This window comes from Pseudomonas sp. B1-22 (genome assembly GCF_050474425.1).
Lineage (GTDB): Bacteria > Pseudomonadota > Gammaproteobacteria > Pseudomonadales > Pseudomonadaceae > Pseudomonas.
Map to the genome: position 1 here is coordinate 534693 of NZ_JBCHVH010000001.1, position 22247 is coordinate 556939.

A 22247-nucleotide genomic window follows, 5' to 3' on the forward strand; every position below is an offset into this window, starting at 1 on the left:
TTGTCCGCCGGAGATTGTCAGATGGCCACCCATCGTTCCCGTCGTTTGCGCAAGAAGTTGTGTGTCGATGAATTCCAGGAGTTGGGGTTCGAGTTGAGCTTCCAATACAGGGAAGGGGTAGAGGAAGCGGCGATCGCCGCGTTCATGAAGCGCTTCGCGGCCGAGGCGGTGGAGCCCAATGACCTGGTATACGGCGGGTGCGACGAGTACGGTTTCATCTGCCTGGCGCACCGTGGCTCGGTCAGTGAGGAGCAGCGCGCCATCGTCGACGGATGGCTCAAGCAGCAGTCGGAACTCGCCGGTTTCACGGCGGGGCCGCTGATGGATGCCTGGTATCCGGATCAGCCCATCAACGCCAGGGTGTAGTCGTGGTGTGCCCGGTATGCACCTGCTGCTGAGGGCGGCGGTGCATCCGGGTGGTCTCGTATTTTCCTGAACAGTATCGCCCGCCGTATTCCGCCGCTTTGTGCCAACTTGCCCGGCAGCTCTATGCCGTTGATGCCCGGGAAATTTATGTCGCCCAATCTCAGGTCGAAGGGCAATCCGCGCTGCGCGCAGTCTTCCTGCTCTACCCATACAACTTGTGCTGGCTCGAGTTGCTGGTTCGAAGTTGTGCCGGGTTGTAAATATAGTGTAGTGGTGTTGGGGTTTTGCTATTTCGCCAAGTGTGTGTCTTGGCGGTGTTTGAGGTTTGCGGGTAATTTGATATTTGGCTGGGGAGGGCTGGAAAAGAATGTCTTTATAAGGCCGGATTTATTATGTCGGGTGAAATGGTGCAGGGAAGTTTGTATATCGCAGGCTCATTGGGCGATTCCTAGTTTTCGATCTGTTTTTCCAGTATTGACAGACCGTCTGGCTGGCCAGTCTTTCCCAGTGCTTCAAGTTTGTACGGATTGGCCAGGTGCGATATCGCGGTGGCGCTTCTGCACGCCCAGCAGCCGGCTGGCGGCATGATGGGCAGGGGTTTCAGGGGAGGGCCGCTGCTTTCTGAAGTGGATCCCTCAGCAGGGAAGCGGCCATCCCGGACTCTGTCGGTCGTGTTACTGGTCCTGTCCAGAAAGCGATGTCAGGGCTTCGCCGTTTTGCATCAGAAAGTTCTTATGCGAAATCAGACTTTTGCATAGGGATTTGCTTTTTTACGCGGTGCGTAAATCCGTGTTTTGACGGTTTTGTAGGATATATACGCTTGTTGCGTAGGAATATCCTTGGTCGTCAAATATCGAGGGGGTCTCATCTCGACAGAATAAGCTCAGAAGATATCTTACCGGCAGATATTTCACTTGATGAAAACTGTCGGAGGGATTCCGTGAGCAAGGTACTTATTGTCGATGACCACCCGGTAATCCGCATGGCAATGCGGGTATTGCTGGAAAAAGAAGGCCATGTCGTCGTGGGCGAGACGGACAACGGCGTGGACGCGCTCTCCTTGGTCAAGGACCTGGTTCCGGATCTGGTTGTCCTGGACATCGGAATCCCCCGCCTGGATGGCCTGGAAGTCATCAGCCGAATTTCCGCCTTCGAGCTGCCACTGAAAATCCTGGTGCTGACCGGGCAGAGCGCCTCGTTGTTCGCCATGCGCTGCATGCAGGCCGGCGCCTCGGGGTTCGTCTGCAAGCAGGGCGGGCTCGCCGAACTGGTCAGCGCGGTCAGCGCCGTGGTCGCGGGATACAACTACTTCCCCAGCACGGCCATTCGGCAAACACGCAGAAACAGCGGGCAGATGGATGACCAGGAGCTTATCCAGCGTCTCTCCGACCGCGAGATGGCCGTGCTCCAGTACCTGGCGAATGGCTACTCGAACAAGGAAATCTCCGAGCAGATGTTCATCAGCAACAAGACGGTCAGTACCTACAAGACCCGGTTGCTGCTGAAGCTGAATGCTCATTCCCTGGTCGACCTGATCGAATTTGCCAAGCGTAATGCCTTGGTCTGAGGTGGGTGATGTTCAACTGGCGTAGGCACCTTCGCATTGCACTTGGCGCGATACTGCTGCTGGGATGCCTGGGTGCCGTGGGTGAGGAGTCCCCTTCCTGGTCTTCCATGAATCTGTTGGCGCGCGCTTCGGACGTACCGGTCAAGGTTCATCTCGACGAGGCGGACTGGCAGTGGCTGCGCAGCAAGCGCACCCTCGTGCTGGGGGTGACGGCACCTGACTATGCGCCGTTCGACATCACTGCCAGCGGCACGGACCTTGAAGGTGTCACCGCCGATTACATGGGCGTGCTCGCCGACGCGTTGAACGTTCGTGTCGAAGTGCGCCGGTACGCCGATAGAAAATCCGCGATCGACGCACTCCAGCACGGTGAGATAGACCTGCTGAGCCGTGCGACCCATTATGAGTCGAGCGCCCCCGGAATCAGCCTGTCCCAGCCTTACTTCACCAATCAGCCGATCGTCGTCGGTCCGCAGGGCGTGCGCCTGGACAGCGGGGAGCAACTGCTGGGCAAGCGGATTTCGGTGGTCAGCGATTACTTCTCCAGCGAAGAGATCGCGAGGTACTTACCCAAGGCCACGATCATGCCTTTCCAGTCCGTGCGACAGGCGCTCGAGGCGGTCGCATTCGGCCAGGCGGATCTTTTCGTGGGGGACGCGTTCAGCGCGCAGTACCTGATCAGCCAGGGCTATCTTTCCAATCTGAAGTCGCTCAACTTCACCGGTTTCAACGGCGCAGGATTCAGCTTTGCCGTCAGGAGCTCCGACGATGTCTTGCTGAGAGTTCTGGATCACGCGCTGGCAGCCACGCCGCAACAGCTCGACAACAGCATCCAGCGACGCTGGAGTCCTGGCGGCGCCTATTCCATCGCCAACCAGCGACTGATCCTCACGCCCCAGGAGCAGCGCTGGATGGAGCGCAACCCGCACCCGGTACTGGTAGTCGATCGCGCGTTGGCCCCGATCTCCTTCTTCGATTCGCAACAGAACTTCCGCGGGATTACGGCGGACGTGCTGGGCCTCATACACGCGCGGACGGGACTCAGCTTCGACGTGCAGCCCGAGCCTGGCGTCGCCGCGATGCTGGAGGACGTCAGGAATGGCAGGGCGAAGGCGATTGGCGCGCTGACGCCGACCGCGGACAGGGAGGAGTGGCTGACCTTCACCCGCCCTTACATGACCGCGTCCTTTGTCGTGGTGGTGGCGAAGAACGCCGAGTGGTTCCATTCCCTGGCCGATCTTCGTGGGCGGCGAGTGGCCGTGCCCAAGGGCTCGGTTCTGGAAAGCTTCATGCGTGAGCGGCACCCGGAGGTGCAACTCGTCCTCGTGGAGAACAATGTCGATGACCTGCCGATGATCAGCGAGGGCAGGGTGGATGCAGGCATACACCTGTCGACATCGGCGAATTACCTGCTTTCTCGCTATTACCGCGACCTGCGAGTGGCGGCCTCCCTAGATCGGGAGCCGGGCCAGTTCTCCATCGCCGTTTCCCAGGCGGACCCGGAACTGCTGAGCATCCTGAACAAGGCAATACTGGCGATTTCTCCGGATGATATGGCCAACGTCATCGGCCGCTGGTCCGCGAGCGCCGAAAATCCCGACAGCATCTGGGATGGCTACCGCAGCCAGATCATGCGACTGGTCTGGGGCGGCATCGGGCTGCTCTTGGTGGTGTTGCTGTGGAACTGGCGCTTGCAGGTGAAGGTCCGCCGCCGACAGCTGTCGGAGAAGGAGCTCAGTTATCGGCTCGGGTTCAAGCGCGCGATGATCGATGGCATTCCCCACCCCGTCGCAGTGCGAGATCGGGAGGGGCGGCTGATTACCTGCAACCGCAGCTTCCTCGAGGTGACGGGCATGAGCCGCGATGCCGCGCATGGCAGCCGTCTCACCGATTGCGACTGGCTGCCCGCCGAGGACGCCAGGGCGCTACATGAGGAGCTTCTCCAGGCCATGGACCAGGGGACGGCATTGACCGCGGACCGGATTTTCCGACTGCACGGCAATGAAATGGAAATCTACCACTGGGCGACGCCTTATCGCGGAGCAAAGGGCGAGGTCCTGGGGGTGGTGAGCGGCTGGCTCGATGTCACCGAGCGCGAGCGTCTGCATCATCAGTTGCAGGCCGCCAAGGATCAGGCCGAAGAGGCCAACCGCGCCAAGAGCACCTTCCTGGCCACCATGAGCCATGAAATCCGCACCCCGATGAATGCGGTGATCGGCATGCTCGAACTGGCGTTGACGCGCGCCGATCATGGCCATTGGGAGCGCGAGCCGGTCGAAGTCGCCTATGACTCGGCCAGATCGCTGCTGACCCTGATCGGTGACATTCTCGATGTCGCCAAGATCGAGTCCGGGCGCTTGACCCTGATGCCGGAACGGGCCCGGCTGCGCGAACTGGTCGAGTCCATCGCCAGGGTGTTCGATGGCCTGGCGCGACAGAAGGGGCTGGAGCTCAAGGTCGAGATAGAGGCGGAGGCTGCCGTCGATGTGCTCATCGACCCGCTGCGCTTCAAGCAGATACTGTCGAACCTGGTCAGCAACGCCATCAAGTTCACCGACAAGGGCCAGGTGCGGATCCGGGTACGCGGGGAGCGCCTCGCCGGGGAGCGCATTGCGCTGAATGTTTCGGTTCAGGATAGCGGTATCGGGATATCCGCCAGCGACCAGGCCCAGCTCTTCGAACCCTTCAGCCAGGCCTCGCAGAACAGCCATGCCTCGCGTGGCGGGACTGGCCTAGGGCTCACCATCTGCCGCAAGCTGGCGGAAATGATGGATGGCAACGTGTGCCTGGAAAGTCAGCCGGGGCAGGGGACGCAGGTCTCGGTGAGTCTGTTGCTGCAGGTGCTGGAGCCGTTGCCTGAAGAGACGGTGGCTCCCAAGGCTGCACCTCAGGCGCGGGGCCGCTCGCTCCGGGTGCTGGTGGTAGATGACCATGCCGCCAACCGACTGCTGTTGAGCCAGCAGCTTGAGCACCTAGGCCATCAGGTGGACGTGGCATCCGATGGGGCTCAGGCATTGCAGATCTGGCATCCCGGTGATTTCGATCTGGTGATCACCGACTGCAACATGCCGGTGCTCAACGGCTACGACCTGGCGCACCGCATTCGTGAGCTGGAGACGGAGATGGACGGGGAGCCCTGCGTGATTTTCGGCTTTACCGCCAATGCCCAGCCGGACGAGGTGGAGAACTGTCGTCGTGCCGGTATGAACGACTGCCTGTTCAAACCCATTGGCCTTGAGAACCTGCGCAAGCGTCTGGAGTCGGTCCCCGGCATCGTGGCTGGCACCGAGGAAGAAGCGGCGCAAGGTGTCGATCTGCGATTGCTGGAGGAAATGACGGAAGGGAACCCCGTCCTGATCCGCCGCCTGCTGGAGGAATTGCACAACAGCAACGATGCCGACATCGAGCAGGTAGGCCCCTTGCTGGAGGCGCGGGACTGGAAGCAACTGGGGGACCTGGCGCATCGCATGAAGGGCGCTGCACGCCTGGTGAGTGCAGCTGCCTTACAGGAAGGTTGCGCCAGGCTGGAGACCGCCTGCCGCGATCATCCTGACCTGTCGGAGATCCGCGCGTGGGTATCGATCGTCATCGCGGCGATGGACGATCTGCAGCGGGGGCTCAACGCGCAACTGTCCCGGTCAGGGCGGGTGGCTTAAGGCTCAGCTCGGGCTGGAGCGCCCGGTCATTTCCCTCGCGAGTTCCGTGGCATAGCTATCGGTCATGCCGGAGATGAAGTCGATAACGCGCAGGAAGGAACGGTATAGCGTCCAGCTCGGGTCCGGTGCGTTATGTCCGAGCAGGTCGAGGATTCGCCGGTGCTTGAAGGATGGCGTGCGTCCGCCATGCTGCTCCAGGGCCGCGCCGCAGAAGGAGTTGAGCAGGATTTCCAGGGTGGTGTAGGCGCCGATTTCATGGAGCGTCTTGCGCTTGTCCTGGAAGATTTTCTCCCGTGCCATGGCCTTTGCCCGTTGCACGCAGCGCTTGGCGGGGCCGTGCATGTGTTCCACCAGGTCGCCGGTCAGCTGCCCGGCCAGCAGCGCCGGTTCCTGCTCGACGAAGGCCCGTGCCGCGGCATTGGTCAGGTGCTCGATGGCTTTGCCCCGGAGGATCGCCAACCGGCGTCGACGTGAGTCATTGGGACCCAGCTGGCGGTAGGTTTCCGGCAGGTCGTCACCGACCAGGTCGAGCAGCAGCGCTTCGACTTCGGCGTAGTTGAGCAACTCCATTTCCAGGCCATCTTCCAGGTCGATCAGGCCGTAGCAGATGTCGTCCGCAGCCTCCATCAGGTAGACCAGTGGATGGCGCGCCCAGCGCTCGGCCTCCAGCTGCGGCATGCCCAGCTTCTGGGTGATCTGTTCCAGCAGTGGCAGTTCACTGCGGTAGCAGCCGAACTTGTGTTTCTTGTAGCCCAGCGAGTCGGCGTGGCGGGCGGTCCAGGGGTATTTCAGATAGGTGCCGAGGGTCGCGTAGGTCAGGCGGGTGCCGCCGTCGAACTGGTGGTATTCGAGTTGGGTGAGTACCCGGAATCCCTGGGCGTTGCCTTCGAAATGCAGGAAGTCGGATCTCTCCTCGTCGTGCATGTCGTCCAGCCAGCCACGTCCGGCGGCATGCTGGAACCAGTGGCGGATCGCGTCTTCGCCGGAGTGGCCGAAGGGCGGGTTGCCGATGTCGTGGGCCAGGCACGCGGACTGCACGATGACACCCATGTCCGCCGGGTCGCACCATTCAGGCAGGCGGTCGCGAAGGATTTCACCGACCCGCATACCCAGCGAGCGGCCGACGCAGCCGACTTCCAGCGAGTGGGTCAGGCGTGTGTGGATATGGTCGTTGCTCGACACCGGGTGTACCTGGGTCTTGCGGCCCAGGCGGCGGAAGGCACCGGAGAAGATGATACGGTCGTGGTCCTTGTGGAAGGCGCTGCGACCGAGTTCGGCGCTGCTGTGTACCGGTTTGCCGAGGCGTTCTCGGGGGAGCAGGGTGTGCCAGTCCATTCGTGGTTCCGCGATCGTGAAGAGTTACCGGCAACGCTAGCCGTTCGCGCCGGCAATCTCAATCGCGCGGCTACAGGCCTTCGGCATCGATGTCGATGAGGAGCAGGCGTCGGCCCTGGTCGATGAACTGGCCGGCGGTCATGCAGTACTGGTTGGTGGTGGCGTCGCGGTAGGTGTTGGACAGCATCAGGCGACGCTCTTCCCAGCCTTCGGCCAGCAGTTGGTAGAAGTATGGGCGCCAGGACCAGTTGTGGCCCAGGTAACGCCGGTCTTCCTTCCAGAACAGGCCGTTCCACTCCAGGTTCGGTGAGGTCTGGGTGCCGTGGCGGTCGCACTGGTAGATGCGCAGCAGGCGGGTGAAGGATTCCGGTGCTGGAGGCAGGCTGCTGAGGATGGCGCCGCTCTCGGCCCAGGGGCGCAGCATGTCCGCCAGCTCGGCGAGTTGCCGGCGCAGCTGGATAAGGCTGGCGCGTTCCTGCAGCTTGCGGCGCACGTAGCGATCCCGATGTTGGGCGAAGGCGTCACGGAAAGCTTTGCTGGCCGGGAAATCCAGTGCGGGCCTGGCGAACAGGTAGCCCTGCACGTAGCGCGCGCCGCACTCCAGGGCGAAGTCCATTTCTTCCTCGGTCTCCACGCCTTCGGCGATGATCCAGCAGCCGGTCTTCTCGGCCATCTGCGCCAGGGCTTTCACCACGTCGCCGCTGGGCCCGCCGCGGGCGGCCGCCTGGAACAGGCGCATGTCGAGCTTGAGGATGTCCGGCTGCAGCGCCAGTACGCGGTCGAGCTGCGAGTAACCGGCGCCGAAATCGTCGATCGCAATGCGCGCACCGGCTTCGCGGTAGCGCGCTACCACCTCCGGCAGACGCTGCTGGCCGCCGCCCAGTTCGGTGATCTCGAAGACCACACGCTTGGGCGGCACGCCTTGCTGCTCCAGCTGCTTGAGGCTGGGGAGCGGCTGGTTCGGGCGCAGGCGGCCAATCCAGCGCGGCGAGATGTTCAGGCTGAGGAACCAGTCCGAGGGGGCTTCGTGGATACGCGCCAGGGCCGCATCGCGGATCTGCCGGTCGAGCCGGCGCAGTTCGCTCAGGCCCACCCGCGGGTTGACGAACAGCGGGCCGACCGACAGCAGTTCTCCATTGTCCTGGCGCAGGCGACCCAGGGCCTCGACACCTGCGACCAGGCCGGTCGCGGTGTCGATGAAGGGTTGGAAGCAGGCGAGTGGTTGTCCTTCGGTCACGGGGCACATCCTTGATGGGGGTGACAGCAAGCGCCAACGGCGCGGGTAACTGTCATGTAGCAAGAATGTGGCCACTCAGGGCGGCGGCGGTGTTTCGCTCCGCGGTTTGCGCAGTTGCAGCAGAAGGGGCGCAAGGGCAATGCCAATGCGCAGCAGGCGAATCCACCGACGCTTGCCGAACAGCAATGCCAGGGCCGCTGCGCCGCCGGCACCGGCCCATAGCGGTGTGCTGCCGCGCAGGCTCTGGCCGATCTCGCGGGCATGCTTGAGCGGATGCAGCAGCAGGTCGCTCTCGCGCTTGAGCTGCTGGCGCTGCATTTCCAGGCGCAGTCGTACGATGGCCTTGCGCAATTCTGCCCGTGACAGGTTGCGTGCAGATTCCGGCAGTTCGCTCATGGCAGCAGGCGCTCCCGGTCTCGGGCCAGTTCGTCGAGCGTCGCACTGAAGGGCGAGCTCTCGTCGCTGAGCAGTTGGTACAGGCGCCAGGCGCACAGGGCGCCGCCCGCGATATAGAAGAGGCAGAGGCCGGTGGCCGCCTGCAGCCGATAGCTGTCCCAGAACAGCAGCAGGATCAGCGTCGACAGGCCGATCAGCAGGAGCAGTGCGAACACCAGGGCAAGCCCTGCCAGCAGCAGGAGCTGTACGGTGCGTGCCTTCTGCTCCTGCAGTTCGATGCCCAACAGTTCGACGTGCCCATGCAGCAGCCCGAGGAATGCGGCGCCCAGGCGCCGCAGGGAAGGGGAGTTGGCCTTGTCGGCATCCGTTCCGTCGCTCATGGATCAGCGCCGGCTTACCAGAAGGCCGAGCAGGAAACCAATGCCGGCTGCGATGCCCACGGCCTGCCACGGATGCTCGTTGACATACTCCTCGGTGGCATCCGCCGCAGCCTTGCCCTGGTCGCGTACGGCGTCCTTGGTGGAGTAGATGGCTTCACGGGCGCGCTTGAGGCTGGAGTTGATCTGGTCGCGCATCTGATCGGCTTCGGCGCCGGCCAGGTCGGCGGAGCTCTGCAGGAGTTTCTCGGTATCGCTGACGAGGGCCTGGAATTCCGCCAGGAGTTCTTCCTTGGCGGCGTTCACTGCGGTCTTGCGAGGCATGTGATGCTCCTTGATCGAGTTGAGGTTCTGTAGTTTTCGAGCCCCATAGTCCGGGGAAGTTTCTCATAAGTTGCGTACCCGGCGATGCCGAAGCCACGGGCTAAAGCCTAGCCGCTGATTTTTTCTGCGGATGGTATGCCGCTTGCATTTCACTGGTGCGCAAGGAGAGCGGAGTGCCCCGTCGCGGGGCGCTTCCGGAGTGATGGAAAGCCGGAGGAATCCGCTCAACACACTGAAAAACAAAAGGAAGTACAGGAAATTGCCTGGCCTGCCCAATCGCCTGTGAGCGAATCCGGGGCGGCAGTCGGCTCCCGCTTGGTGCATCGCTGCTTCAGGGTGGTGCGGGGTGTGGTGGTCGCGGGCCGTTTTGGTGCTTTCCCCTTGACCTTCGGGGCTGCCTGTAGCGATGGAAAACCTCAATAGCGCCGTGGAAACCCTGGTCCACGGCTCCAACACGCTGTTCATCCTGATGGGCGCGGTCATGGTCCTGGCCATGCATGCCGGCTTTGCGTTCCTCGAAGTCGGCACGGTGCGCCTGAAGAACCAGGTCAATGCGCTGTCGAAGATTCTCTCGGACTTTGCCATTTCGACCCTGGCCTACTTCTTCGTCGGCTATTGGATCGCCTACGGCGTGAACTTCCTGCACCCGGCGGCGACGCTTGCGACGGAGAACGGTTATGCCCTGGTGAAGTTCTTCTTCCTGCTGACCTTCGCCGCTGCGATTCCGGCGATCATCTCCGGAGGCATCGCCGAGCGCGCGAAGTTCGGCCCGCAGTTGTGCGCCACGGCGCTGATCGTGGCGTTCCTCTATCCCTTCTTCGAGGGGCTGGTATGGAACGCCAATTTCGGATTCCAGGACTGGCTGAAGGCGGAGTTCGGCGCGACCTTCCACGACTTTGCCGGCTCCGTCGTGGTGCACGCCTTCGGCGGCTGGCTGGCGTTGGCGGCGGTGCTGCTGCTGGGGCGGCGCAATGGCCGCTATCGCGAGGGGCGCCTGGTGGCCTTCGCGCCGTCGAACATCCCGTTCCTGGCGGCGGGTTCCTGGGTGCTGATCGTCGGCTGGTTCGGCTTCAACGTGATGAGCGCACAGACCCTGGTCGGTGCCAGCGGGCTGGTGGCGGTCAATTCGTTGCTGGCGATGGTCGGCGGCACCGTGGCGGCGCTGCTGGTGGGGCGAAACGACCCGGGCTTCCTGCATAACGGTCCGCTGGCCGGACTGGTGGCGGTCTGTGCCGGCTCCGACCTGATGCACCCGATCGGTGCGCTGGTCACCGGCATGCTGGCGGGGGCGCTGTTCGTCTGGGCCTTCACCGCGACCCAGGTGCGCTGGAAGATCGACGACGTGCTCGGTGTCTGGCCGCTGCATGGCCTGTGTGGCGCCTGGGGTGGCATCGCCTGCGGGATCTTCGGCCAGTCAGCGCTGGGCGGCATCGGTGGCGTGAGCCTGGCCAGTCAGCTCGTCGGAACCTTGACCGGGGTGACCCTGGCGTTCGCCGGCGGCCTGCTGGTCTATGGCCTGATCAAGACTGCGGTGGGAATCCGCCTGACCCAGGAGCAGGAGTACTACGGCGCCGACCTGTCGATCCACAAGATCGGTGCGATCAACCAGGACTAGGTGGCGCGGTATGAAAAAAGCCCGGCATGTGCCGGGCTTTTTTTTGCGTTCCGCTGCCGGGGTTACCAGAGCGGCATGGTGTAGCTGACGATCAGGCGGTTTTCGTCTGCGTAGTTGCTCGACGCGGTGTTGGCGGCATAGTTGCTGCGGGTGGTCGCGTTACGCCATTTGACGCCGAGGCCCTTCAGCGCGCCGTCCTGGAACACATAGGCGATGTCGGTATCGCGCTCCCACTCGCGGCCTTCCTCGGTGGTGTTCAGGCGATCGATGTCGGTGCCCTTCACGTAACGGGTCATGAAGGTCAGGCCGGGGATGCCGAGACCGGCGAAGTTGTAGTCGTAGCGGGCCTGCCAGGATTTTTCGTCCTTGTTGGCGAAGTCCAGTATCTGCACAAAGTTGACCAGGTAGGGATCGGTGCCGTTGACGTAGGCGAAGCCGGTGTCGCCGCTCATCTTCTGGAAGCCCAGGCCGAAGGCGTTGTAGCCCAGGTTGTAGGTGACCATGCCGTTGATGGCCTTGTTGTCGACGTTGCTGCCGCCGTCGTCGGTGGACTTGGCGTAGCGCAGGTCGGTCTTCAGCGACTGGCCGTCGGCGATCGGCAGGGTCCAGCCCATGGTCACGAAGTGCTGCTTGTAGAAGTCGCTCAGCTCGCCGTAGTGGTAGCCGGTGCTGAAGTTCTTGGTCCAGTTGTAGGTGCCGCCGCCGTAGTAGAACTCGTTGCTGGTCAGGCCCTTGGTGACGGCGATGTTCTTCTTGCCGCCGGTGGTGAGGGTCATCTCCTGGTAGTTGGAGGAGTCGCGCAGGTTGGTCTGGTTCAGGCGGCCGGCGTCGAAGGTCAGGCCGTCGAGTTGGGTCGAGTTGACACCGGTACCCACGAAGACTTGCGGCAGCAGGCGGCTGTCGTTGGACACGATGACCGGCAGCTTCGGAATCAGGGTGCCGGTCTTCAGCACGTTCTTCTCGTAGCGAAACTTGGCGGTGGCCCCCAGCTTGCTGTAGTCATCCGGAGCGGAGCCGTCGGCCTGCTTGGGTAGCAGGCCGGTGCCGGTGCGGTCCGGGCTGGAGTCCAGTTTCAAACCGAGCATGCCGATGGCATCCAGACCCACACCGATAGTGCCCTCGGTGAAGCCCGACTCGTAACGCAGAATGAAGCCCTGCGCCCATTCCTCGGCCTTGCTCTGCTGGGCCGGGGTAGAGCTACGGAAGTCGCGGTTGAAGTAGAAGTTGCGCATCTCGACGCTGGCTTTACTGTCCTTGATGAACTCAGCGTGGGCAATGCTCGGAACGGTAACGCTGGTACCCAGCGCGGCCAGGGCCACGGCACGGGCGATCGGGGTCTTGCTCATTGTTATTGTCTCCTCGAGCGCTTGGGGCAGGTCGGTGATGCCGGATGGGGTCGGCATGTCGAACTGTTACAGCCTACCTACTAAATCATTACAAATAGTTGACGACTCTTAGACCTTAGTCGTTGATTAGTGAGCTGGCTATCGAAGCGCCGGGCGGCGTGGGTCGTGGGTTTGCCTCTACCCAGTGCGGGTAGTAGCCGAGGCGGTCCTGCACCTGGGCGTCGTGGGCGGGGATGACGGTCAGTTCCGGGTGCGAACGCATCAGCAGGTGCACATGCGCCACTTCCGCCAGGGTGCGCTCGCGGTCGTTGTCCACCAGCTTGCTGCTGATCCAGAACTTCTCGTGAGGCCCGGTGAAGCCGGAGAGCCGCCAGGTGGTGTCGCCGGTGAAGAAGAAGCGCCGACCGTCGTCCAGGGTGATGAACAGGCCTGCCGCACCGGGCGTATGGCCGCGCATGGGCACCAGCACCAGGCTGCCGTCGCCGAACAGGTCGAGGCTCTCGTCATAGCCCATGAAAGGCTTCGGCTCGAACTGATAGGGCACCCACTTCACCGGGTGGCGGAACTGGCTGGGGAAAACGGCCGGCGGCTGGGCGATGTGGGCGTAGTTGATCTCCTCATAGGGCGCCCAGACCGGTACGTCGGGGAAGTCCGACAGGCCGGAGGCATGGTCCCAATGCGCATGGGACAGCAGGATGCGGTCGATACGGATGCCGCTGCCCTGCAACTGATCGCGCACCGGGTTCAGCCCCTCATAGCGGAACAGTGGCTTGTCCCACCAGGGCATGTCCTGCTTGAACTGCGCGTCCGCCTGGCTGCCCAGGCCGGTGTCGAACAGCAGCGTCGCGGCGTGGTGCTGGATCAGCACGGCGGTGTGGTTGACCGGTACCGGGCGGGTCCAGTCGCCGCCGGCGACGGTGAAGGCCTCCAGGGTGGTCACGCCGGCGGTGCGGACCAGCGCGAAGCGCAGATCGGCCGCGGTGGCATTCAGGCAGGCGAGGGCGAGCGCCCCGGCCAGCAGCAGGGAGAACAGACGCATGGGACGGATTCCTTTTCAGTCAGCGGTCGGCAGGAAGGGTGAGTACTGCAATTCGGAGAAGCCCAGGGGTAGACGTGCGCGCCGCAGGCACCAGGCGCCGGGTTGCAGGCTGAGCATGCGTTGGGCTCCGGGTGCCCAGTTCGGCGTACCGTCCTGTGGCCAGTGGATGCGTGCGGTCGCTTGCAGGTGCAGCAGGTCACCGCTGTCAAAGTCGATCAGCAACAGGGCACAGCGCGGCTCCAGCGCCAGGTTGCCAAGGGTGTTGAACAGGTTGTTGCCGGCGTAGTCCGGCAGCCAGAGCAGGCCGTCTTCGCCCAGCCGCAGGAAGCCCGGCGGGCCTCCGCGGTGGGAGATATCGACGCCGCCGTTCTCGCCGGCATGGCGGCTGGCAATGAACAGGGTGTCGCTGCGGGTCGCCAGCGCTACCCAGCGTGAGTCGAGTCCGACGCCACCCAGACTCGGCCCCGGCGTGCGTGGCAGGGCCTGCCAGTGGCGCGACTGGATATACTTCGGACAATTGCCGAAGGACTGCATCGCGCGAACGCTGAAGCCTTCGTCGTCCACGGCCTCCACCCGGCCGTTGAGGCGGTTGCGCCGCCGGGTCGGCAGTTCGAGTCCGAGCAGGCCCAGCTGGGCGTCTTCGCGCAGGTTGGCGTGCAGCGGGTCGTCCGCTTCGGCCAGGGCATCGATGCGCAGGCGCTCCGGTTCCGGGGAGTGGGCGAAGCCGGGCGGGCCCCAGAGCACCGAGGCCTGGGGCTGCCCGTCAGGATCGACACTACCGACCAGCAGCCACGGCAGCAGGGCGAAGAACTCGCGGTGCTGGTCCGGCATGAAGCTGCGGACCACCCGGCTACCGAACTCGGCGACCTTCTCGCGTACGCCGGCCTGCTCCTGAATCGCCAGTTCACCGGGGTGGAAGGGCGTGTCCATCGAATACCTCCGGGCCTTACAGCCGAGGTTGCGGTACGTAGCCGGGCAGCGCGCGGACGCGGGCGAGCCAGTCCTGTACATAGGGATAGCCGGAAAGCTCCAGGCCGCCTTCTTCCGCCAGCGTCACATAGGGATAGACGGCAACGTCGGCGATGGTCGGTTCCTGGGTCTGCGCCAGCCAGCGATGCCCGGCGAGGGTGGCGTCGAGCAGTTCCAGCGCATGGCGACCCTTGGCCTGGGCGGCGGGCAGGTCGCCGGGGCGCTTGAACAGCAGGATCACGCGCGCCTGCGCCAGGCCATGCTGCACTTCGTTGGCGGAAAAGCTCAGCCAGTGGGCGATGCGCCCCTGCGTCACCGCGTCCTGCGGGTTCCAGCGCGGCTCGGCGTATTGCCGGGCGAGATAGACAAGGATGGCGTGGGAGTCGCCCAGGCGCAGCTCGCCGTCCTCCAGCGCCGGCACCTGGCCGCGCGGGTTGATCGCGAGGAAGGCCGGGCGCTTGTGCGCGCCACCGACGAGGTCGACCGGCACCAGTTCGGCGGGTTGACCGATCAGCCCGAGGAACAGGCGCACCTTGTAGCAATTACCGGAGAGCGGGACGTCGTGCAGTTTCATGGCGAATTCCTTTGCGTTGATTGTTGTGGCGACTGCGGAATGGATAATAGACAGACAGGTCTGTATAGTTCAAGCGGAAAGATTGCCCGTCGGTCGCGCCACAGGCCCACGGCTCGCGCATAATGTCGGGTCAGGAGGTAATTCCATGGCATCCAGCAAACGCGAACTGCTGCTCAGCACCGCCCAGGACCTGTTCTACCGCGAGGGTTACCACGCCACCGGCATCGACCGCATCCTCGCGGAGTCCGGCGTGGCGAAGATGACCCTGTATAAACACTTCAAGTCGAAGGACGAGCTGATCATGGCGGCGCTGGAAGAGCGCCACGCCCGCATGGCCGAGCGCATGAGTGTCGCCGAACGGCACATGGAGCCGCGCGCGGCGATCCTGGTGACCTTCGACGCTTTGCAGGACATGCTCGGCGCGGAGGGCTTCTGCGGCTGCGCCTTCATCCACGCCGCCGGCGAGTTCCACGACCGCGATCATCCGATCCACCGCCAGGCTGCGGAACACAAGGCTTTCATCGAGCGCTACTACGTTGCCCAGCTGGAGCGCCTGGGGGTTATCCAGCCGCAGGTGCTGGCGCGGCAGCTGCAATACCTGCTGGAAGGCGTGCTGGTGATGGCGCACATGCAGGGGCCGGCGAACCAGGCCCTGGAAGCCCGCGCGGCGGCCGACGCGCTGCTGCAACACGCCGGAGTCTGAACCATGGAGTCGAACATGCCCCCCGAATGTCAGCTCTTCGGCACCCTGGGGTGTCATCTGTGCGAAGTGGCGGAAGCGGTGCTGATGCCCTTCGTCGAACACGGCCTGATGGTCGAACTGGTGGACATCGCGGACCGCGAGGAGTGGGTCGAGCGCTATGGCCTGACCATCCCCGTGCTGCGTCGCTGCGATAGCGGCGCCGAACTCAACTGGCCCTTCGATACCGAGCAGGTCGCCAGCTTCCTCAGTAGTTGAGTGCGCGTGTCGACGGGCAACTCCGGGCCGCCGGGATCCGCTCATGAAAAAGCCCGTCCATTGGACGGGCTTTTTTGTGCCTGCGGATTCTTCCTGGGATGAAAAAATCGCAGGCAATAAAAAACCCGCCGTTAGGCGGGTTTTTCGGGATTTGGTCGGAGCGACTGGATTCGAACCAGCGACCTTCTCGTCCCGAACGAGACGCGCTACCAAGCTGCGCTACGCTCCGTTTGATGGCGCGCATTCTACCGAAAAACTTTTGATGCACAAGGGGTTAGCGAAAAATTTTTCAGAAATATTTTTCGCTCCCCGTAAAAAAGCGAACGCCCCGCAGACCGGCCAGGGCCTGCAGGGCGTTTTCATGCACGGGGAACTCAGAGCTCTTTGACGGTCCGCACCTGATCCTTGTTCACGCGGATGGATTTGCCATCCAGCTGTTCGAACTCATAGAAGCCGGATTCATCATCGAACTTGGGCTTGTCGACCGATTGAATCTCGCGGCCGTCGTTCAGCGTGATGACGGACGGTGTGGAGCAACCTGCAAGCACGCCAATGCCCAGGGCGAGCAGGAAGGCGGGAAGCATCCGGTTGGTCATGGGGTGAATCTCCTGATGAGCGAACAAAAATGTACGACGGTTCCGACAGGGATTTTTCCGTCAAAGTTCCCGGAATTTTTTCGAGATCGTCGCTAGCGGGCGTCGTAGAGCAGTTCGGGTGTATTGAGGTTCGCCAGGCGCGGGTCGGCGACAGGGCAGTCCACCGCCTGCAAACCCAAGTGCGAGAAAACATGGCGGGGGCTGCGGTCGCCGCGCTGCCAGGCCTCTTCTATCTGCGGCCGCAGGGCAGTGGGGATGACGCAGAACAGCGGTTCCCACTGCTCGCCGGCGCGCAGCATCTGCACCTCGCGCGGCGATGCGGCCGCGGCTTGCAACAGCCGCTCCAGCAGTGCGCGGTCCAGCAACGGCGCGTCGCAGGGCAGCACCAGCAGATGGGCGTGCCGCGCCACGGCGAGCCCGGCGCGAATACCGGCCAGGGGGCCAGGGAAGTCGGGGCTGTCGTCGTGCACCAGGCGGTCCGCGTAGAGCGCGTACTCGTCCGGATTGCGGTTGCAGGAAATGATCAGGTCGTCGCTCAGCGGGCGGGCGAGGGCGGCGGCATAGCTCACCAGCGGCCGGCCCTGCCAGGGCAGCAGGCCCTTGTCCTGCCCGCCCATGCGTTGACCACGGCCTCCGGCGAGGATCAGCACGGAACAGGGCGGCAGTGGGGCGTGTGGCATGTCAGGGTCTCCAGGGCGGGCCTGTGATATAACACCGCGCATTCCAACCTCACAAGCAAGGGCCCTCATCATGAGCCACAAGGCCGAGCAGCCATTCGTCCCGCTGAACATCGCCGTCCTCACCGTCAGCGACACCCGCACCCTGGAAACCGATACCTCCGGCCAGCTGTTCGTCGACCGACTGAAGGCCGCCGGGCACAACCTCGCGGCGCGCGTCCTGCTCAAGGATGACCTTTACCGCATCCGCGCCCAGGTGGCGACCTGGATTGCCGAGGATGAAGTGCAGGTCGTGCTGATCACCGGCGGCACCGGCTTCACCGGCCGCGACAGCACCCCGGAAGCCGTGACCTGCCTGCTGGACAAGGTGGTGGATGGTTTCGGCGAGCTGTTCCGACAGATTTCCGTGGCCGACATCGGCACCTCCACCGTGCAGTCTCGCGCGCTGGCGGGCCTCGCCAACGGCACCCTGGTCTGCTGCCTGCCGGGCTCCACAAACGCCTGCCGCACCGCCTGGGATGGCATCCTCGGCGAGCAGCTCGATGCTCGTCATCGCCCGTGCAACTTCGTGCCGCACCTGAAGAAGGCGGCGCCCTGCGAGAGCCGCGGATGAGCGGCTGCGACAAGCCCGGCCTGCTGCCGGTCGAGGACGCGCTGGCACGTCTGCTGACCCTGGCCGAGCAGTCGCCGATCGAGGAAACCGAAACCCTGCCGCTGGCCGAGGCGGACGGCCGTGTGCTGGCCGAGCCACTGCTGGCCGGGCTGGACCTGCCGCCGTGGCCGAACAGCGCCATGGACGGTTACGCGCTGCGCCTGGCCGACTGGCAGGGCGAGCCTTTGCCGGTCAGCCAGAAGATCTTTGCCGGCCAGGCGGGTGAACCGCTGCAGCCGGGCACCTGCGCGCGCATCTTTACTGGCGCGCCGGTACCGGCAGGCGCCGACTGCGTAGAGATGCAGGAAAACGCCGAGGTGCTGGACGATGGCCGCGTGCGCTTTCTCGGAGCGCTCAAGGTCGGTCAGCACATCCGTCCGCAGGGCCAGGAAACCCGCAAGGGCGACTGCGTGCTGCCGGCCGGCACGCGCCTGGGGCCCATCGAGATTGGCCTCGCCGCTTCACTCGGCGAATCCGAACTGAACGTGCGCCGCCGCCCACGCGTGGCGCTGCTGTCCACTGGCGATGAGCTGGTCGAACCGGGTAAGCCGCTGGCGCTCGGGCAGATCTACAACAGCAACCGCCACCTGCTGCGCACCTGGCTGCAACGCTTCGGCTGCGAGGTAGTGGACGCGGGCATCCTGCCGGACGATCTCGAACTCACCCGCCAGGCGCTGGCCGGGTTGTCGAACGTGGACCTGATCCTCTCCACTGGTGGCGTGTCCGTCGGCGAGGCGGACTTCCTCGGCGCCGCCCTGCGCGAGGCGGGCGAACTGGCGCTGTGGAAGCTGGCGATCAAGCCGGGCAAACCGCTGACCGTTGGGCATTACCAGCAGGTGCCGGTGATCGGCCTGCCGGGCAATCCCGCGTCCACCCTGGTAACTTTCGCACTGCTGGCGCGGCCTTATCTGATGCGCCGACTTGGCATGCAGAAGGTCGAGCCGCTGCATGTGCAGGTGCCCGCCGGGTTCAACTGGACCAAGCCGGGCAACCGTCGCGAGTACCTGCGCGCGCGTCTGGAGAATGGCCGCGCGGTGCCCTATGCCAACCAGAGCTCCGGCGTGCTGCGCAGCGCAGCCTGGGCCGAAGGCCTGGCGGAAGTGCGCGAAGGGACGACCCTGGCCGAGGGCGACTCGCTGGCCTTCATTCCCTTCAGCGAATTGCTCGATTGATCCGCTCGCAGGCTGTTTTGTAGGCGCGAGCTTGCTCGCGAACGCCGCATCGTTCCGATGCGCCGGCTCTTGGCCGGAAAAAAACGGGGCCGCAATTTGCGGCCCCGTTTTTTAGTGCTGACGGATCAGCAACGGCTCAGGCGATATCGGTCGTCGAGAACGCATTCGCCGCATTTACCCCGGTCAGAACGATCAGGGTGTCGCCGGTATCAACGGAGTGGTTCTGGTTCTCGTCGATGACCAGCCAGCCATTGCCGGAGCCCGCTGCGTTCCAGGCCATGTAGGCGCCGTTGGTCGCAGAGCCGCTTGCCATTACGGTGTTGGCGGCAGCGACGAAGGCATTGAAGTCAGCCAGCCCCGAGCCATTGGCGATGGTGACATTACCTGCGTTCAGCGAGGTGACGATGGTGTCGTTCGCCGAGTTGAAGTCGCCGATGGTATCCGCGGTGGCCAGGGTGATGCCGGTGTCGCCGGTGGAGAACACGAAGGAGTCGTTGTCCTTGCCGCCATACAGCAGATCGACGCCGGTGCCGCCGTAGATCTCGTCGTCGCCGTCCTGGCCGAACACGGTGTCATTGCCCGACCCCGCCACGATGATGTCGACGTTCTGCCGGCCATAGATGACGTCGTCGCCGGAGCGGAAGTCATAGCCACCGCCGGGCAGGCTTTCGGTCCCGGCATTGGTACCGGTGACGATGCTGAAGGTTTCGTTGTAGGTGGCCTGCGCGCTTCCCGTGCCCTGGCTTGCCTGGACGGTCACTTCGTAGATGGTGCCGGAAGCGAGCCCAGTCGGGGTACTGAGCGCGCCAGCGGCACTGACGGCGAACTGCGCGCTCGCTTCGGTGATGATGCTCGCGGCGCCCAGGGCTCCGGACTTGGCGCTGAAGAGGCTGTAGGTGTATGCGCCTCCGCCGTCCACGTCGGTACCGGTGGTCACGCTGATAGTTCCGATGGCACCGTTGTTGCCGGGAACACCATTGCCTGTGATGAAGGAATTGGAGGTGTCCGCCGTCAGCGTAAGGTCACGCGGCGCATCGTTGCCACCGGTGATGCCGATGGTGATGGTCTGGTTGGCCGAGGTTACGCCATCGGCCGCAGCGGTCACGTTGTACACCAGATTCGGATTGCTGCCCCACTGCAATGCCTCGATGGCTGCATCGTTGGCGACGAACTTGTAGGCGCCAGTGCTGCTGTTCAGGTACAGCGTGCCGTAGCCGCTGCTGGTGTTCTGCAGGTTGTAGTCCAGTTGTCCCGTCGTGGTGCTGCCGGCCAGGGCGAAGGTGAAGCTGGTGTCGCCATCGCGGCTGCTGACGCTCAGGGTGCCAAGCGTGTCATTGAAGGTGTCGTCGGCCGCCGTGTCGGTATAGGACGCCACCACAGGCGCCACCACTGGAGCGTCTTCGGCGCCAGTGAAGTTGAAGGTAATGGTCTGGCTGGTCGAAGTCGCACCATCAGCCGCTGCCGTCACGTGATAGATCGCGCTCGGATTGTTGCCGGCCTCCAGCGCTTCGATGGCCGCGTCGTTGGCAACGAACTTGTAGGCACCCGTGGTGCTGTTCAGGTACAGGGTGCCATAGGTACTGCTGGCGTCCTGCCGGTCGTAACCCGGGAGCGGCGATGAGCTGCTGCCGGCCAGGGCGAAGCTGAAGCTGGTGTCGCCATCGCGGCTGGTCACGCTCAGGGTGCCTACCGTGTCGGCGAAGGTATTGTCGGCTGCCGTATCGGTGTAGGAGGCGACTACCGGTGCCACCACTGGTGCGTCTTCGGCACCGGTGAGGTTGATGGTGATGGTCTGACTGGGTGAGGCAATGCCATCGGCCGAAGCGGTCACGTGATAGATCGCACTCGGATTGTTGCCAGCCTCCAGGGCCTCGATGGCAGCATCGTTGGCGACGAACTTGTAGGCGCCAGTGCTGCTGTTCAGGTACAGGGTGCCGAAGTTGCTGCTGGCGTCTTGCCGGTCGTAACCCGACATCAGCGAGTCACTGCTGCCAGCCAGGGCGAAGGTGAAGCTGGTATCGCCGTCGCGGCTGCTGACGCTCAGGGTGCCTACCGTGTCGGCGAAGGTATTGTCGGCCGCCGTGTCGGTGTAGCCGGCAACCACCGCTGTCACCTCCGGAGCGTCCTGAGCACCGGTCAAACTGATGGTCAGGGTCTTGGTGTCGGTCGCGCCCGAGCCGTCGGTCACCTTGAGCGTGAAGCCCTCGCTGGTGTTCGCCTCCAGCGCCTCGATGGCGCTGTCGTTGGGGACGTACTCATAGGCGCCGCTGTTAGCCAGGTACAGCGTGCCGAAGTTGCCGACCAGTTTTTGCTGATAGGTGTGCCCGTTGACATCGAAGGATCCGGTGGTCGCTCCGTCGATCGTATAGGTCGCACTGTCGCCGGCATCGCGGTCCGCCGTCGTCAGTTGGCCGGTCACGCTGGTGAAGGTGTCATCGCCCGAGGTATCGACGTAGGTCTTGGCGGTCAGCGAAGCGCTGAGCTCGGGCGTGTCATTGGCGCCGGTCAGGCTGATGGTCAGGGTCTTGGTATCGGTCGCGCCCGAGCCGTCGGTGACCTTGAGCGTGAAGTTCTCACTGGAGTTGGTCTTGAGCCCTTCGATGGCCCCGTCGTCGGGGACGTATTCGTAGGCACCGCTATTAGCCAGGTACAGCGTGCCGAAGCTGCCGACCAGTTTTTGCTGATAGGTGTGCCCGTTGACATCGAACGAACCAGTTGTTGCTCCGTTGATCGCATAGGTAGCCGTCTCGCCGGCATCGCGGTCCGCCGTCGTCAGCTGGCCGGTCACGCTGGTGAAGGTGTTGTCGACCGAGGTGTCGATATAGGTCTTGGCGGTCAGCGAAGCGCTGAGCTCGGGCGTGTCGTTGGCGCCGGTCAGGCTGATGGTCAAGGTCTTGGTATCGGTCGCATTCGAGCCGTCGGTGACCTTGAGCGTGAAGTTCTCACTGGCGTTGGTCTTGAGCCCTTCGATGGCCCCGTCGTCGGGGACGTATTCGTAGGCACCGCTATTAGCCAGGTACAGGGTGCCGAAGCTGCCGACCAGTTTTTGCTGGTAGTTGGTTCCGTTGATATCGAAGGACCCGGTGGTCGCTCCGTCGATCGTATAGGTCGCACTGTCGCCGGCATCGCGGTCCGCCGTCGTCAGTTGGCCGGTCACGCTGGTGAAGGTGTCATCGCCCGAGGTATCGACGTAGGTCTTGGCGGTCAGCGAAGCGCTGAGCTCGGGCGTGTCATTGGCGCCGGTCAGGCTGATGGTCAGGGTCTTGGTATCGGTCGCGCCCGAGCCGTCGGTGACCTTGAGCGTGAAGTTCTCACTGGAGTTGGTCTTGAGCCCTTCGATGGCCCCGTCGTCGGGGACGTATTCGTAGGCACCGCTATTAGCCAGGTACAG

General features: G+C 63.8%; 20 protein-coding genes and 1 tRNA gene. 8 read left to right on the forward strand and 13 right to left on the reverse strand.

The features are described 5' to 3' along the window. The first annotated feature begins 21 nt into the window (after positions 1-21). The 3 genes from ACQ5BL_RS02590 to ACQ5BL_RS02600 all read left to right on the forward strand — a co-directional run bounded on the left by ACQ5BL_RS02590 (position 22) and on the right by ACQ5BL_RS02600 (position 5589). Positions 22-366: a YggL family protein gene (locus ACQ5BL_RS02590; protein WP_243808863.1), complete on the forward strand. Its 345-nt coding sequence runs from the start codon at positions 22-24 to the stop codon at positions 364-366. A 940-nt stretch (positions 367-1306) separates the two neighbouring features. Beyond that, positions 1307-1933 carry a response regulator transcription factor gene (locus tag ACQ5BL_RS02595; protein ID WP_207884367.1) on the forward strand — a complete coding sequence of 209 codons (627 nt, stop codon included), beginning with the start codon at positions 1307-1309 and terminating at the stop codon, positions 1931-1933. A gap of 8 nt (positions 1934-1941) precedes the next feature. Beyond that, entirely contained in the window at positions 1942-5589 is a 3648-nt protein-coding gene (locus ACQ5BL_RS02600; RefSeq protein WP_243808862.1) for a transporter substrate-binding domain-containing protein, read from the forward strand. Positions 5590-5592: 3 nt separating this feature from the next. Here the strand turns inward: ACQ5BL_RS02600 and ACQ5BL_RS02605 are convergent, their stop codons facing one another. From ACQ5BL_RS02605 to ACQ5BL_RS02625, 5 genes are all read right to left on the reverse strand, one after another. After that, entirely contained in the window at positions 5593-6924 is a 1332-nt protein-coding gene (locus ACQ5BL_RS02605) for a deoxyguanosinetriphosphate triphosphohydrolase (RefSeq protein ID WP_243808861.1), read from the reverse strand. A gap of 70 nt (positions 6925-6994) precedes the next feature. After that, the gene (locus ACQ5BL_RS02610) at positions 6995-8161 is read right to left on the reverse strand and encodes an EAL domain-containing protein (RefSeq protein ID WP_243808860.1); all 1167 of its coding nucleotides are present in this window, start codon (positions 8159-8161) and stop codon (positions 6995-6997) included. A gap of 75 nt (positions 8162-8236) precedes the next feature. Next, entirely contained in the window at positions 8237-8557 is a 321-nt protein-coding gene (locus ACQ5BL_RS02615; RefSeq protein WP_207884371.1) for a hypothetical protein, read from the reverse strand. Continuing rightward, positions 8554-8937 (reverse strand): phage holin family protein, encoded by a 384-nt coding sequence (locus tag ACQ5BL_RS02620; RefSeq protein WP_207884372.1) that lies wholly within the window; start codon positions 8935-8937, stop codon positions 8554-8556. The genes ACQ5BL_RS02615 and ACQ5BL_RS02620 overlap by 4 nt, the downstream gene beginning before the upstream one ends. Before the next feature lie 3 nt (positions 8938-8940). After that, positions 8941-9258: a DUF883 family protein gene (locus ACQ5BL_RS02625; RefSeq protein ID WP_207884373.1), complete on the reverse strand. Its 318-nt coding sequence runs from the start codon at positions 9256-9258 to the stop codon at positions 8941-8943. A 406-nt stretch (positions 9259-9664) separates the two neighbouring features. Here ACQ5BL_RS02625 and ACQ5BL_RS02630 point away from each other — a divergent pair, with 406 nt between their 5' ends. Then, positions 9665-10873, forward strand: coding sequence for an ammonium transporter (locus ACQ5BL_RS02630; protein WP_207884374.1), 1209 nt, complete (start codon positions 9665-9667; stop codon positions 10871-10873). 62 nt (positions 10874-10935) lie between these two features. Here ACQ5BL_RS02630 and ACQ5BL_RS02635 read toward each other — a convergent pair whose 3' ends face one another. The 4 genes from ACQ5BL_RS02635 to ACQ5BL_RS02650 form a co-directional block, all read right to left on the reverse strand. After that, complete coding sequence (locus ACQ5BL_RS02635) at positions 10936-12219, reverse strand: OprD family porin (RefSeq protein WP_207884375.1); 1284 nt, start codon at positions 12217-12219, stop codon at positions 10936-10938. A gap of 115 nt (positions 12220-12334) precedes the next feature. Further along, on the reverse strand, positions 12335-13258 hold the full coding sequence (locus ACQ5BL_RS02640) for an MBL fold metallo-hydrolase (RefSeq protein WP_207884376.1): 924 nt from the start codon (positions 13256-13258) through the stop codon (positions 12335-12337). 15 nt (positions 13259-13273) lie between these two features. Next, a complete protein-coding gene (locus ACQ5BL_RS02645; RefSeq protein WP_243808859.1) occupies positions 13274-14188 on the reverse strand; it encodes a pyridoxamine 5'-phosphate oxidase family protein in 915 nt (304 codons plus the stop codon). A gap of 16 nt (positions 14189-14204) precedes the next feature. Beyond that, positions 14205-14801 carry a glutathione S-transferase family protein gene (locus tag ACQ5BL_RS02650; RefSeq protein WP_207884378.1) on the reverse strand — a complete coding sequence of 199 codons (597 nt, stop codon included), beginning with the start codon at positions 14799-14801 and terminating at the stop codon, positions 14205-14207. Between the two features lie 145 nt (positions 14802-14946). Between ACQ5BL_RS02650 and ACQ5BL_RS02655 the strand changes: the two genes are divergently transcribed. Next, on the forward strand, positions 14947-15504 hold the full coding sequence (locus tag ACQ5BL_RS02655; protein WP_207884379.1) for a TetR/AcrR family transcriptional regulator: 558 nt from the start codon (positions 14947-14949) through the stop codon (positions 15502-15504). A gap of 15 nt (positions 15505-15519) precedes the next feature. Next, a complete protein-coding gene (locus ACQ5BL_RS02660) occupies positions 15520-15759 on the forward strand; it encodes a glutaredoxin family protein (protein WP_279381555.1) in 240 nt (79 codons plus the stop codon). A gap of 152 nt (positions 15760-15911) precedes the next feature. Here ACQ5BL_RS02660 and ACQ5BL_RS02665 read toward each other — a convergent pair. The 3 genes from ACQ5BL_RS02665 to mobA all read right to left on the reverse strand — a co-directional run bounded on the left by ACQ5BL_RS02665 (position 15912) and on the right by mobA (position 17035). Next, a tRNA-Pro gene (locus ACQ5BL_RS02665) sits at positions 15912-15988 on the reverse strand. Between the two features lie 145 nt (positions 15989-16133). Continuing rightward, positions 16134-16355: a YgdI/YgdR family lipoprotein gene (locus ACQ5BL_RS02670; protein WP_207884381.1), complete on the reverse strand. Its 222-nt coding sequence runs from the start codon at positions 16353-16355 to the stop codon at positions 16134-16136. 92 nt (positions 16356-16447) lie between these two features. Continuing rightward, complete coding sequence (gene mobA / locus ACQ5BL_RS02675) at positions 16448-17035, reverse strand: molybdenum cofactor guanylyltransferase MobA (RefSeq protein ID WP_243808858.1); 588 nt, start codon at positions 17033-17035, stop codon at positions 16448-16450. Between the two features lie 70 nt (positions 17036-17105). On the opposite strand from mobA, the gene moaB reads away from it, so the two are divergent. Continuing rightward, positions 17106-17645 carry a molybdenum cofactor biosynthesis protein B gene (moaB, locus tag ACQ5BL_RS02680; protein ID WP_207884383.1) on the forward strand — a complete coding sequence of 180 codons (540 nt, stop codon included), beginning with the start codon at positions 17106-17108 and terminating at the stop codon, positions 17643-17645. After that, positions 17642-18856: a molybdopterin molybdotransferase MoeA gene (locus ACQ5BL_RS02685; protein WP_243808857.1), complete on the forward strand. Its 1215-nt coding sequence runs from the start codon at positions 17642-17644 to the stop codon at positions 18854-18856. The genes moaB and ACQ5BL_RS02685 overlap by 4 nt, the downstream gene beginning before the upstream one ends. A 136-nt stretch (positions 18857-18992) precedes the next feature. Here the strand turns inward: ACQ5BL_RS02685 and ACQ5BL_RS02690 are convergent. After that, positions 18993-22247 (reverse strand): beta strand repeat-containing protein (locus ACQ5BL_RS02690; protein WP_430292774.1); only part of this gene is annotated, 3255 nt, incomplete at its 5' end.

Bases quoted from the DNA above. Each gene is read 5' to 3' on its own strand.
- ACQ5BL_RS02590 (WP_243808863.1), top strand. From the start codon at position 22: ATGGCCACCCATCGTTCCCGTCGTTTGCGCAAGAAGTTGTGTGTCGAT.
- ACQ5BL_RS02600 (WP_243808862.1), top strand. From the start codon at position 1,942: ATGTTCAACTGGCGTAGGCACCTTCGCATTGCACTTGGCGCGATACTG.
- ACQ5BL_RS02605 (WP_243808861.1), bottom strand. From the start codon at position 6,924: ATGGACTGGCACACCCTGCTCCCCCGAGAACGCCTCGGCAAACCGGTA.
- ACQ5BL_RS02615 (WP_207884371.1), bottom strand. From the start codon at position 8,557: ATGAGCGAACTGCCGGAATCTGCACGCAACCTGTCACGGGCAGAATTG.
- ACQ5BL_RS02620 (WP_207884372.1), bottom strand. From the start codon at position 8,937: ATGAGCGACGGAACGGATGCCGACAAGGCCAACTCCCCTTCCCTGCGG.
- ACQ5BL_RS02625 (WP_207884373.1), bottom strand. From the start codon at position 9,258: ATGCCTCGCAAGACCGCAGTGAACGCCGCCAAGGAAGAACTCCTGGCG.
- ACQ5BL_RS02630 (WP_207884374.1), top strand. From the start codon at position 9,665: ATGGAAAACCTCAATAGCGCCGTGGAAACCCTGGTCCACGGCTCCAAC.
- ACQ5BL_RS02635 (WP_207884375.1), bottom strand. From the start codon at position 12,219: ATGAGCAAGACCCCGATCGCCCGTGCCGTGGCCCTGGCCGCGCTGGGT.
- ACQ5BL_RS02640 (WP_207884376.1), bottom strand. From the start codon at position 13,258: ATGCGTCTGTTCTCCCTGCTGCTGGCCGGGGCGCTCGCCCTCGCCTGC.
- ACQ5BL_RS02645 (WP_243808859.1), bottom strand. From the start codon at position 14,188: ATGGACACGCCCTTCCACCCCGGTGAACTGGCGATTCAGGAGCAGGCC.
- ACQ5BL_RS02650 (WP_207884378.1), bottom strand. From the start codon at position 14,801: ATGAAACTGCACGACGTCCCGCTCTCCGGTAATTGCTACAAGGTGCGC.
- ACQ5BL_RS02655 (WP_207884379.1), top strand. From the start codon at position 14,947: ATGGCATCCAGCAAACGCGAACTGCTGCTCAGCACCGCCCAGGACCTG.
- ACQ5BL_RS02660 (WP_279381555.1), top strand. From the start codon at position 15,520: ATGCCCCCCGAATGTCAGCTCTTCGGCACCCTGGGGTGTCATCTGTGC.
- ACQ5BL_RS02670 (WP_207884381.1), bottom strand. From the start codon at position 16,355: ATGACCAACCGGATGCTTCCCGCCTTCCTGCTCGCCCTGGGCATTGGC.
- mobA (WP_243808858.1), bottom strand. From the start codon at position 17,035: ATGCCACACGCCCCACTGCCGCCCTGTTCCGTGCTGATCCTCGCCGGA.
- moaB (WP_207884383.1), top strand. From the start codon at position 17,106: ATGAGCCACAAGGCCGAGCAGCCATTCGTCCCGCTGAACATCGCCGTC.
- ACQ5BL_RS02685 (WP_243808857.1), top strand. From the start codon at position 17,642: ATGAGCGGCTGCGACAAGCCCGGCCTGCTGCCGGTCGAGGACGCGCTG.